Source organism: Umbribacter vaginalis (assembly GCA_001552935.1).
GTDB classification, from domain to species: domain Bacteria; phylum Actinomycetota; class Coriobacteriia; order Coriobacteriales; family Eggerthellaceae; genus Berryella; species Berryella vaginalis.
The window spans coordinates 164982-176287 of the sequence record KQ959705.1 but is presented as its reverse complement, the minus strand read 5'-3'; the positions used below and the strand labels follow the sequence as shown (position 1 = coordinate 176287).

The following is an 11306-nucleotide window of genomic DNA, read 5'->3' as shown; positions in this document are numbered from 1 at the left end:
CCCCCCCCCCGCACAATTTATACATAAGGATTACCATATTTTATAAGTAACTATTACACATACACATAAAACTGCGCAACAGCACTGGCGTAACTTCAAAACGAACACGCGCGGGCATGGTGGGAGTGGTAATGGTGATGGACACATGGAGCGGAATTAGAAACGAGCGTGCAGCTTAGCGAACGCGCACGGATGGCGCAGGAGTGCAGGTCGAGGCGAACGGGTAACAAACAGATTGGCGCACCGTGTGCAAACTGCGTTCAACTTCAGCCGGAAACGAGTGCCGCAGGTGCGCCAAAAAACAAAAAAGCAGCACGCCTCGAAAGTAAACTCCTGTTCCTAACAAGTGTTCCTTACGAATAACGTGCTGCATCTAAAAATTTCGTAGTACAAAACCATCAAACACAAACATACGAACTTCAAAAAATGCTAACATGCAAAGCTACCGTAGTGCAAAAGAGCCCCGAGGTGGCAGTACATCATCGCAAAAGGGCCGACGTGCAAAAGAGCCGACTTGCAAAACGGCTGCCTGCAAAACAGCTGCGTGCAAAACAACCGAAGCGAAAAACGTTCGCTTGCGAACTGTGCGAGGCAACTACTCGTCTTCTGGCTTTACTACCAACACATCGCACTTCATGTTGCGAATCAAAAACGTTGATACACTTCCTACCAGCGCATACTTAATGTTCGACAATCCACGAGCACCGCAAATTACCAAATCGGGCTTAAATGGCTCAATAAGGCTTTCAACGAGCGTATCGGTAATGCGACCAGCGTGCACTTTGAACTCCACCGACTTAATGTCGTGATCTTCACGAATTTCTTTAAAAACGCCACTTAATTCACGCTCAAGATTTTCTTTACCATCGCGACACAAGGCAGCAAAATCAATACCGTTTGCTTCGTAAGGAACTGAATCGATGACGTGCCCAAACAACAAATCGGCATTGTTATAATGCGCAAGCAACGCCGCGCGTTTTGCTACTGCTTCTTGCGTTGAACCGCCGTCGAGTGCAGCGAAAATGCGTTTATATTGGGTCATAATATCCTCCTCATACACAAGGTTTCACTAGGTTGCAGACCCAGCACTAACTGTAACGTCTTTATTTTAACGCAATACCTGCCCCTCATTGCTTACTTATAGAGTAAAATGTTACCAAATTATTAAACGCACATTTAATGTCTCTTCTTCTTACAAAAACAAGTACGATAGAGCAGTATTGCAAGCATATTGTTGGAACCACCACGCCAAGAAACGGGGCTCCTATGGCGCAGTTTTACATAACTATCGCGGGCGACAGTGCATTGAATGTCGAGTTCAAGCAGGAAATTTCCCCTGAAATCAGCGGGCTTGTGCACAGCTGTGCGCGTATGCTTGAGGAACATCCTATCGAGGGCGTTATCGAGTGCATTCCCACCATCTGCTCGCTGATGGTGTGCTATAACCCGCAGATCATTAGCTATGAAGCCTTATGCGCATGCTTGCAAACACGGCTCAAAGACATTACTGGAACTGCCCAAGAGACGCGCCGCATCGTCGAAATTCCCGTGTGTTATGGCGGAGAATTTGGGCCCGATATTGATTTTGTTGCTGAACACGCACAGCTTTCTGTTCCCGACGTCATTCGCATTCACGCGGGTGTCGATTACCTTATTGACATGCTGGGATTCATGCCTGGTTTCGCATATTTAGGCGGGCTTGACAAGCGTTTGCACACGCCACGCCTGCAAAGTCCGCGCACGTGCATTGAAGCAGGTTCTGTTGGCATAGGTGGAGCTCAAACGGGTATTTATCCCCTGCCTTCCCCAGGCGGATGGCGTCTTATTGGCAAAAGTCCAGTGTGCTTATACGATCCGTTTCGCGACCATCCCATTCTGTATGCCGCGGGCGACTATCTGCGCTTTATTCCCATTTCAGAGGAAGATTTTCACTGCATCCAAGCGCAGGTTCAGGCGCACACGTACACGTGTAACGTCGTAGTTGAACACACGAGTGCTGGCGATGACGAGGAATGCGCGGAGCGTGGAGCTGGCGTGGAACACGACGCAGGTGCGGATGGCAACTCGGATGCGGAACGCGGTGCCGACAATATGTGCGACGCTCCTGCAAGCATCCTGCACGGCACAAACACACATTCTACCAGCGCAAACACAAGCAAGGAACGCGAGGTGAGCACATGGGAATGACAGCTCTCAAGCCAGGTGTATGCACAACCATCCAAGACTTGGGGCGCTTCGGCTGCCAAGCAAGTGGCTTTTCGCCCTCGGGTGCCATGGATGCGCGTGCGGCAAAAATTGCCAATATCCTGGTGGATAACCCCATAACAGCGCCTGTGCTTGAATTTTGCCTCGCGGGCCCCACCTTACGCTTTACAACAAGCACCATTATCGCGCTTACTGGCGGCGCGTTTCAGCCGCTTCTCAACGGATTGCCTGTTGAAATGTACAAAGCGCTTCCCGTGAAACGCGGATCAATTCTTAGCATGAAAGGCTGCGTGAAAGGCATGTTTGGCTACCTTGCCGTAACGGGAGGTGGGCCGCGCATTACACCGGTGATGGGTTCGTTTTCGACGAACTTGAAATGCCATATCGGCGGCTACAAAGGACGCAGCTTAAACACGGGCGACTACCTGTCGTTTGTGACATCTGCCTGCGATTTTATTCCCAATATCGCGTCACACGCGCTGCAAGCCGAAGACAACTACCTGCGCACATGGCAGCAGAGTGCTGACGCGGCGCTTATGCCCACCACCTTGCGCGTTATCCCAGTTCCGCAGGCGGATATGTTCACCGACGAAGGCGTTCACACATTCTACAACGAAACCTACTACGTGAACAATCAATGCGACCGTATGGGGTATCGCCTTGATGGAGCGGCTATTACCACCAAGCACGGTTCGGATATTATCTCGGACGGCATTGCGCTGGGGGCAATTCAGGTTCCTCATCAGGGAAAACCCATCATCATGCTTGCCGACCGCCAAACAACAGGCGGCTACGCAAAAATTGGCACGGTGGCGTCGGTTGACATTCCGAAGCTGGTGCAAAGTCCGCCCAAGACGCCCATTCGCTTTGAAGCGATAAGCGTTACCGAGGCGCAGCGGCTGTATTTGCGAAGCGTTCACGAGTTGGAAGGCATCGCGCGCATGGTGAAACGCCCCAGCTACGGAGGAATTTCTCCGCGAAAAACAGCGCGACGGCTTACTCCCATTCTTGAAGCGCAAGCGCAGGCAACCGAAGGCCATCCGCTGTGGATAGAAACGGAAACGACGGCACACCATAAAGAAAATCGCCAAACGACGAAACCAGAAGCAAAGGAGTACGTATGAAAAAGGAAGAAATTACCGAGCTTTTGAAAATTATGGACGAAAACAACCTTACGGCGCTCCGCATAGCTGATGGCCAGATGAAAATTGAGCTTGAACGCAACGCAAGCGTCAGCGCGTCAAGTGCCATGTTGCCTCTTATGGCTGATAAGGTGAAGAATTTGTTGGAAAACGCGCACGAGCAAAACGCGCTGGGTGCCAGTGGCGCGGGCAGCGCGGATGCGCCCGAGGAAGAAGGAATTGTGGTTCGAAGCCCCATGGTGGGCACGTTCTACACCTCGCCAAGCCCCGATGAAGACGCATTTGTGAAGGTAGGCCAGGAAGTAATTACTGGTCAGACCCTTGCAATTGTTGAAGCTATGAAAATGATGAACGAAATTACGGCGCCCGAGCCGGGTGTTATTACTGAAATTCTTGCAGGAAACGGAAACCAAATTGAGTACAACCAGCCGCTGTTTCGTATTAGTACAAGCAGCGAGCAAAGTGCGTAAGCTGGGGTTGCTATGCTGAAAAAAGTTTTAATTGCAAACCGAGGAGAAATTGCCGTACGCATTATTCGCGCATGTCGCGCCATGGGCATCAAAACGGTTGCGGTGTATTCCACTGCCGACAAGCAGGCGCTGCACGTGTATCTTGCTGACGAAGCGGTGTGCATAGGGCCTGCCCCAGCGCGCGATTCGTACCTGAACACCACCGCTGTGCTGTCCGCTGCGCTGGGTACAGGCGCCGACGCTATACATCCTGGCTACGGCTTTCTTTCCGAAAATGCTACCTTTGCGAAGCTGTGCAAAGACAACGGAATCATCTTTATTGGACCAAGCGCGTCTGTTATCGACAAAATGGGCAACAAAAGCCAAGCGCGGCGCACCATGATGGACGCGGGTGTTCCCGTTGTGCCCGGGTGCCGCGAGGCGTTTCATAACGCTGACGAGGCACTACACGCGGCACGCAACATCGAGTGGCCTATCATGATCAAGGCGTCATCGGGTGGCGGCGGCAAAGGTATGCGCATTTCGGAAACGCCCGACGACTTTGTTGAACAGTTCAACATTGCACAGCGCGAAAGCGTGAACGCGTTTGGTGACAACACGATGTATTTGGAGCGTGCCATTATCGAGCCGCGCCATGTTGAAATACAGATAATCGCAGATAATCATGGCAATGTGGTAGCAATGGGCGAACGCGATTGCTCGGTGCAGAGAAACCACCAGAAAATGATTGAGGAGTGCCCCTCGCCTATTCTTGATGATGAAACGCGCCAGCACATGATGCACGACGCTATTGTCGCAGCTAAAACGGTGGGCTATACGTCTGCGGGCACCATTGAGTTTTTGCTTGACGCCAACAAAAACTACTACTTCATGGAAATGAACACGCGCGTACAGGTTGAGCATTGCGTTACGGAATCGGTAACGCACCAGGATATTGTTCGCGAAATGCTATGCATTGCCGCAGGTGAGAAGCTGTCGTTCACGCAAGACGACATTCGTCTTGACGGGTGCGGCATCGAGTGTCGTATCAATGCAGAAATTCCCGAGAAGGGCTTTTTGCCAAGCCCGGGTGTGATTTCGCAGATGCACCTGCCCGGCGGAAACGGCGTGCGCGTTGACACAGCGGCGTATGACGGCTTCACCATCAGCCCTTATTACGACTCGCTGATTGCGAAAATTATTGTGCAGGGGCGCAACCGCAAAGAAGCCATCGCGAAAATGCGCACGGCGCTTGAGGAGATGGTTGTGGTGGGCGTGTCAACCAACCTCGACTTTCAGTATTCCATTTTGGGGAACGAAACGTTTTGTACAGGTGGAGCGGATACAAGCTTCATCGAAAAGTTCCTGAACGGCGAGGTGTAGGGGCACGGATGGCGCGTCGGAACACACGGGAATGCAGGCACGTGACGTGGACGGCGCCAATGCGTGATTCGCACACGTGACGAGCGGTGTGACAAGCGATATGACGTACGGAAACAGTGCGCAGCAAACGCTGATGCACAATGACATAACACGAAAACGGGTAACCAAGAATGCGGAAGGATACTCATGGATAATCAGGCATTTCGCACAACAAAAGAAGGCACACAGCACGCACACGTCGACTTAAACAGCGATATCGCAGAGAGCTTCGGGCGCTACACGCTAGGGCTTGACGAGCAGATTATCCCCCTGGTGAGCAGCGTAAACATTGCATGTGGCATGCACGCAGGCGACCCGTGCGTTATGCGTAAAACGGTGCGCCGTGCCAAAGAAGCAGGTGTTGCGATAGGTGCACATCCAGGATATCCCGACTTGCAAGGTTTCGGAAGACGCGATTTGAACCTGTCGAGCGATGAGGTGTATGCGTTCGTGTTATACCAGATAGGAGCCCTTGATGCGTTCTGCAAAGCGGAGCATACGATGCTGCACCACGTAAAGCCACATGGTCAGCTGTATAATCGTGCAGCAAAAGATAAATCGTGTGCGCAAGCAATTGTTGCGGCTATCAAAGACTACAACCCGACGCTTACACTGGTGGGTTTAAGCGGATCGCTGTTATGTTCGTGTGCGGTAGAAGCGGGCCTGCCTTGCGCGCATGAGTTTTTCGCGGACAGAAATTATACCGATGAAGGCACCTTAGTGCCCCGCAGCGACAAGCGCGCTGTGATTACTGACGCGCAGTACGCAACCGAGCGCTGCATACGCGCTATCCAAACGGGATACCTGCAAAGCGTGAGCGGCGCACCTGTTCACGTGCGCATTGACACCATTTGCACGCATGGCGACACAAAGCAAGCTGTTGAATTTGTTGCAAGCTTGCGAACAGCGCTTACGGCCGCTGGCATTGCGATTCGTGCATGCTAGAACGCTCCGTGTTGCTACGCGATTCGCGTGTGTTTCCCGTACAAGCAGCGTACGAGCAACGTGTGTTCCCTTAAAACATACAAGTATCATTTAAAAAAAGGGTAAACTTACCCGATTCCTAAAATAAAAATAGATGAAGCAAGAAAGCCTGCGACGCGCACAGGCACGAGGCAGGCTTTCTTGCTTTCACGAAACAGTGCGTGCACACGCATGCACGCTACGAGATAAGTTTCATTACCGATGCAACGAATGCCGATAAGTTCTTGTAAGCAATAAACAGCGTGATAAAGATAATCACCACGCCCGCAATGTTTGAGAACACGTGGTTTCTAAACGAACCCAAGTCGGCGGCATTGGCGCACACCAACACGAAAAACGCCATAACAGGCAACAACAATGCGTTGGCAGCCTGCGCCGTCAAAATAAGCTGCGTGGGGCTTTTCCCCAGCATAACAGCCATAATGCAACCCGACGCTAACACAATCAGCCATATCAGCTTGAACTTCACGTCCTTCAATTTTGCGTTCCATCCAAGCACGCCATTAACAGCATATGCTGCCGAAAGCGATGCGGTAATCACGCTTGAAAAACCAGCTGCAAGCAGGCCTAATCCAACCATGCACGTAGCCCAGCCGCCCAGCAAAGGCGAAAGCGCTGCCGCCATATCTTTACCGTTCGTAACAGCAATGCCGCTGCCATGAATATTCGCAGCTGCACACACTAAAATTGCCATCGATATAACGCCACCAAGGCCGATGGACAACACGGCGTCAAAGCGTGCATCGGCAACCTGACTTGGATCTTTGAAGCGCTCGGAGGCACCAGAGGCATGCAAAAACAGATTGTACGGCACAACAGTAGTGCCAACCAAACCAGCAGCAATAAGCACCGGCGACACGCCCTTGGTAAGCGAGCTATCGGGAAGCGCTGGTACAAACATGCCGTGCACCACTTCTCCCCAGTTCACAGGCGAAGCAAGGGCTGTTACAAAAAACACAACACCCATAAATACCACAATCGCCGTTAAAATACCTTCAACAAGTTTGTACGAGCCAATCCACAAAAACACAAAGCCCAACAGTGCAATCACGATAATCGCAGGCATCGATGGGATGTCGGCAAACGCCTGAAGCCCCATAACGCTTCCAGTAACATTTCCAGTTTCGTACGCGATGTTCCCAACAAAAATAGCAAGGATAACCACCACAATGGCAAGCATGCGCAACGCAGGTTGAGTAATGCGCTGACGAATGTTTTCTCCTAAACCCTGCTGCGTGATGATTCCAATACGTGCTGCCATCTCCTGAAACAGGATTGTGGCAATTGTTGCAAACAAAAGCGCCCATAGCAGCGTATAGCCATAACTTGCGCCCGAAACGGTGCATGTTGTAACAGTACCAGGTCCAATGAACCCAGCCGCTACAAGCGCACCAGGGCCAACGTTTTTCAGCTTTTGGATAAGCGTGTTCGCGGCCATATTCATCACTTCCTTCGTTGAGTGGGTTTACAAGAATAAATTGCGATAACTGTATCATAATCGCTTATCAGAAATGGCATAAAAGCGCCTAATGGCTGAATTTCTTACGTGGACGAAACAATTAGATTCAAGAAGTGATGAGTTTCGCGGGAAACGTGAGCGCCCATGCGCACGAGGAACATAACGGCGCATGGGTGCTACAAGCAGCGCCGCATACGCTTACATGCTTGCAAGTTGATCAGGAGAAACGTGCTTTTCAGCAGCGTGATCTTCACGTGGCGCAGTATGCTCGCTTGTAACGTGCACACGCTTACTTGCTTTGTGCGTTGGATCAAGAGCGCGCTCAAGCAAGCCAACAAGCTTAGCCAACGGCAGCGTGATTATCAAATAAAAACATGCTGCAACAATATAAGGCGTGATAGAACCTGTTGCAGCTACAATAGTTTTGGCATACATCACAACTTCCATTACGCCAACAGCAGCTAACAGTGACGTATCTTTATACAGTAAAATAAATTCACTGGTCATGGTAGGTAAAACGCGACGCAGTGTTTGTGGAATTATAACGAACACCATCGTTTGAGCACCGTTCATACCGAGTGAGCGCGCTGCTTCAAACTGACCTTTGCTAATAGACTGAATACCTCCGCGAAAAATTTCGCACAAATAGGCACCCGAATTCATACCAAGTACCAACACACCAAGCAAAAATGACGGCACTTGAATACCCGCAAGTGGCAAACCAAAAAACGCAATATAAATTTGCAAAAACATGGGAGTGCCGCGCACTACGTTCACGTATATACTTGCCAGCGCACGCAAAATACGCGCATGCGACATACGCATCAGCGACAAAATGAGTCCAACAGGAATTGCCAGTGGAAACGCCACCAGTACGATAGCAAGCGCCAGCAAGAAACCGTTAATCACGACAGGAAAACTGCTTACCAACAGGGGCGGATTAAAAAACAGCTTCAGGAATTTGTTGCTGTTCCACGCCTGCACCCAAGGTTGTTGTTCCAACGTGTGTGAAAGACTGTCAACAAGCGATACTTTGGTAACGCTAATCGTTGGCATTGAAGCAAGCTGCTGGGAACCTTGCGCGCTGGTGTACGCACCTGAAAGCGTCATATCTCCCCCACTCGCTGGAAAAACAACACCGTATAACTCAATACGGAAATGCGCGGCGTCGCGCAGCGGTTGCGGCAGTGTCACATTTACTTTTCCATCATTCAACGAAAAATGCGCATCAACTGGTGTGCGCTTGAAGAAATCTTCACCGGTAAGCGCGGTAAACTTACTGTTATCAAGTGAACATGTTGTTCCTGCTGGTAGTGTTAATGTAATAGAAGAAATGTTTTCGCCTGCCTGCGCTTCACCCTCCCACGTAAGACGCGTTTCGCTGCCTCCATACACCTGCGATCCAGAATCACCATTAGGCTTTGCAGTAAGACTCAGTGTGTTTAACGCGTAAGCTGGTTGAACACACAGCACAGACACAGCACCAACAAGCACACTTGCCAAAAGTACCACAATACAAGACGCAAAAGCGCATTTTTTAAGGCGCATCATGAACATCCATTCCCTTTTATCAACAAGCACCATTAGTAACGAATAATACGCAAAAACTCCCCGTGTCACACGTACACGAGGAGTTAATTATACCCTTAACAGCACACGTCTGAACGCTTGATTATAGAACGTACGCAATACCTTACACTAAAATGAACGATTGCATAAACTCACAAGCACACTCAAGCGCATTTTCAGACACACGCGATTACAGATATTTCTTGAGCAAAGTTTCGGTTGTACCATCAGCTTTCATGCTCTTAAGCGCCTCATTTACTGCCTTGGTAAGTTCAGGATTGCTCTTCGACACTGCAACAGCATATTCTTCGCCAGTGGCAATCTTCGACACAATCTTGGCATCTTTATATGCATCAGAAAGCATTTTTTCAACAACAGCTGAATTTGTGCACACAGCCGTCACCTGGCCAGAGTTCATAGCCGCAAAGCAGTCGTTTGAATTACCATACGGTACCAGCGTTGCTTGTGGGAAATGCTCTTTCACGTACGTTTCGCCTGATGTGCCGCTTTGAACGCCAATCTTAACGTCCTTTTTATTCAACGCATCTTTGGCGGTATCTTTCGTAATAGGCGACGACTTCATAACACCAATGGCAAGGTCATCAGTGTAGTATGACTGCGAGAAATCAACTTGCTTCGCGCGTTCGGGGTTGGATGTAAAGCCAGAAATTCCCAGGTCGGCCTTCGTACCACTTGCGATAGCAGGAAGAATAGCGTCAAATTGCAAGTTTACAAATTCTGGTTCGAGGTTCAATTTCTTGGCAATGGCTTTCCCGATTTCAATGTCGAAGCCAACATATTTGCCATCAACTAAATTCTCGAATGGAGGAAAATCGGGTGATGTTGCAATCGTAAGCTTTCCTTCTGTTTGCAGCTTATACTGCGGTGCGTCTGCTTGTTTTGCAGCAGCTGGAGCTGCAGGTGCTTGCTCTTTTTTCGGCGCGTTACCACTGCATCCTGCAAGCAATAATACGCATGCACAAAGCAAAGCAACGGCTGCTACCATGAGCACATTGGTTTTCTTTAGTACCATATTACTAAGTCCTCTCGTTGAATGCCCGCTTTCACACTCTCTAGATAGAAAGTATTTTGACAAGAATAGCGCAATTGTTAGAAAAGTGAAGCTGGCAACAAATTCTTTACATTTTTTTCTTGAAATTGCAAAAGAGCACACGTTCGAGAATCGAATGGCATGCAAAACGGGAGGAACAAACGGAACGAGAGGAACAAACGCCGCAAAACAAAGAGAAACAGGTGATGTGCGCTACAAGCGGCACGAAAGACACGCTACAAAAGCAGAAAGCGGCACGAAAGGCACATGACGCAGAACACAAACTACACAAAAAGCGTACAGCGTGCGGAGAAAGAACCGCACGCTGTACAACAGAAACATATCATTTATGAGGCATTTACCTGTACGAGCGAGAAAATATCAAGCGCTCTATGCTCTTGCAGCAAATCGCGCGGATGCAAAAACGCCAGTTCCATTAAAAAGCCCATACCAATGCACTGCGCACCAGCTTGCTCAATAAGACGCAGCTGTGCTAGGGCTGTGCCGCCCGTTGCGATAAGATCGTCAACAATAATCACCTTATCATCAGGCGTAAGAGCATCAGTGTGAATTTCAAGCGCATCGTTTCCATACTCAAGCGCATAGTTTTCCGTAAGCGTTTTACGGGGCAGTTTGCCTGGTTTGCGTGCAGGAACAAAACCTGCATGCAGCGCGTAGGCAACAGGGGCGGCAACCATAAAGCCACGCGCTTCTGCACCCATGACCTTAGTGGCACCCGCAGCAGAAAAGTGCTCCACAAGCTGCGACACAACTGCCTGAAAGCCCTCAGGGGAAGCTATGAGAGGCGTGATATCCTTAAATACAACGCCTGGCTGCGGATAATCTGGTATATCTACAATAAGATGCTCGTAATCAAAACTCATAGCATTCCTTTGCTTTAATCATCATACTGCACGCTTGTGCAGCACCAACACATGCGGCTCTTGCGCAATGCGCGCACACGCTCTATCAACAAAACATTCTTGATTGGCACACGTGCCATGTGGCAAACTATCCCGCACAGT

The 11306-nt window shown here is 49.8% G+C and carries 10 protein-coding genes; 5 read left to right on the top strand and 5 right to left on the bottom strand.

Features of this window, described 5'->3' with window-relative positions; all coding sequences use genetic code 11:
• Positions 1 to 595 precede the first annotated feature (595 nt).
• The gene (locus tag HMPREF3190_RS05440; RefSeq protein WP_156425741.1) at positions 596 to 1045 is read right to left on the bottom strand and encodes a universal stress protein; all 450 of its coding nucleotides are present in this window, start codon (positions 1043 to 1045) and stop codon (positions 596 to 598) included.
• Positions 1046 to 1266: 221 nt separating this feature from the next.
• Here HMPREF3190_RS05440 and pxpB point away from each other — a divergent pair, with 221 nt between their 5' ends.
• The 5 genes from pxpB to HMPREF3190_RS05415 all read left to right on the top strand — a co-directional run bounded on the left by pxpB (position 1267) and on the right by HMPREF3190_RS05415 (position 6163).
• Positions 1267 to 2187 carry a 5-oxoprolinase subunit PxpB gene (pxpB, locus tag HMPREF3190_RS05435; RefSeq protein ID WP_082715206.1) on the top strand — a complete coding sequence of 307 codons (921 nt, stop codon included), beginning with the start codon at positions 1267 to 1269 and terminating at the stop codon, positions 2185 to 2187.
• The gene (locus HMPREF3190_RS05430; protein ID WP_066781123.1) at positions 2178 to 3329 is read left to right on the top strand and encodes a 5-oxoprolinase subunit C family protein; all 1152 of its coding nucleotides are present in this window, start codon (positions 2178 to 2180) and stop codon (positions 3327 to 3329) included. The genes pxpB and HMPREF3190_RS05430 overlap by 10 nt, the downstream gene beginning before the upstream one ends.
• Positions 3326 to 3817 (top strand): acetyl-CoA carboxylase biotin carboxyl carrier protein, encoded by a 492-nt coding sequence (accB, locus tag HMPREF3190_RS05425; RefSeq protein WP_066781121.1) that lies wholly within the window; start codon positions 3326 to 3328, stop codon positions 3815 to 3817. The genes HMPREF3190_RS05430 and accB overlap by 4 nt, the downstream gene beginning before the upstream one ends.
• A gap of 12 nt (positions 3818 to 3829) precedes the next feature.
• On the top strand, positions 3830 to 5179 hold the full coding sequence (gene accC / locus HMPREF3190_RS05420; protein ID WP_066781119.1) for an acetyl-CoA carboxylase biotin carboxylase subunit: 1350 nt from the start codon (positions 3830 to 3832) through the stop codon (positions 5177 to 5179).
• Positions 5180 to 5365: 186 nt separating this feature from the next.
• On the top strand, positions 5366 to 6163 hold the full coding sequence (locus tag HMPREF3190_RS05415; RefSeq protein WP_066781117.1) for a LamB/YcsF family protein: 798 nt from the start codon (positions 5366 to 5368) through the stop codon (positions 6161 to 6163).
• A 217-nt stretch (positions 6164 to 6380) separates the two neighbouring features.
• On the opposite strand, the gene HMPREF3190_RS05410 is transcribed toward HMPREF3190_RS05415, so the two are convergent.
• From HMPREF3190_RS05410 to HMPREF3190_RS05395, 4 genes are all read right to left on the bottom strand, one after another.
• Positions 6381 to 7640: an Nramp family divalent metal transporter gene (locus HMPREF3190_RS05410; RefSeq protein WP_066781114.1), complete on the bottom strand. Its 1260-nt coding sequence runs from the start codon at positions 7638 to 7640 to the stop codon at positions 6381 to 6383.
• Positions 7641 to 7859: 219 nt separating this feature from the next.
• The gene (locus HMPREF3190_RS05405; RefSeq protein ID WP_449674429.1) at positions 7860 to 9212 is read right to left on the bottom strand and encodes an amino acid ABC transporter permease; all 1353 of its coding nucleotides are present in this window, start codon (positions 9210 to 9212) and stop codon (positions 7860 to 7862) included.
• A 208-nt stretch (positions 9213 to 9420) separates the two neighbouring features.
• Positions 9421 to 10263: an ABC transporter substrate-binding protein gene (locus HMPREF3190_RS05400; RefSeq protein WP_449676289.1), complete on the bottom strand. Its 843-nt coding sequence runs from the start codon at positions 10261 to 10263 to the stop codon at positions 9421 to 9423.
• Between the two features lie 365 nt (positions 10264 to 10628).
• Positions 10629 to 11165: an adenine phosphoribosyltransferase gene (locus HMPREF3190_RS05395; RefSeq protein ID WP_066781113.1), complete on the bottom strand. Its 537-nt coding sequence runs from the start codon at positions 11163 to 11165 to the stop codon at positions 10629 to 10631.
• Positions 11166 to 11306 lie beyond the last annotated feature (141 nt).

Bases quoted from the DNA above. Each gene is read 5' to 3' on its own strand.
- pxpB (WP_082715206.1), top strand. From the start codon at position 1,267: ATGGCGCAGTTTTACATAACTATCGCGGGCGACAGTGCATTGAATGTC.
- HMPREF3190_RS05430 (WP_066781123.1), top strand. From the start codon at position 2,178: ATGGGAATGACAGCTCTCAAGCCAGGTGTATGCACAACCATCCAAGAC.
- accB (WP_066781121.1), top strand. From the start codon at position 3,326: ATGAAAAAGGAAGAAATTACCGAGCTTTTGAAAATTATGGACGAAAAC.
- accC (WP_066781119.1), top strand. From the start codon at position 3,830: ATGCTGAAAAAAGTTTTAATTGCAAACCGAGGAGAAATTGCCGTACGC.
- HMPREF3190_RS05415 (WP_066781117.1), top strand. From the start codon at position 5,366: ATGGATAATCAGGCATTTCGCACAACAAAAGAAGGCACACAGCACGCA.
- HMPREF3190_RS05410 (WP_066781114.1), bottom strand. From the start codon at position 7,640: ATGGCCGCGAACACGCTTATCCAAAAGCTGAAAAACGTTGGCCCTGGT.
- HMPREF3190_RS05405 (WP_449674429.1), bottom strand. From the start codon at position 9,212: ATGATGCGCCTTAAAAAATGCGCTTTTGCGTCTTGTATTGTGGTACTT.
- HMPREF3190_RS05400 (WP_449676289.1), bottom strand. From the start codon at position 10,263: ATGGTACTAAAGAAAACCAATGTGCTCATGGTAGCAGCCGTTGCTTTG.
- HMPREF3190_RS05395 (WP_066781113.1), bottom strand. From the start codon at position 11,165: ATGAGTTTTGATTACGAGCATCTTATTGTAGATATACCAGATTATCCG.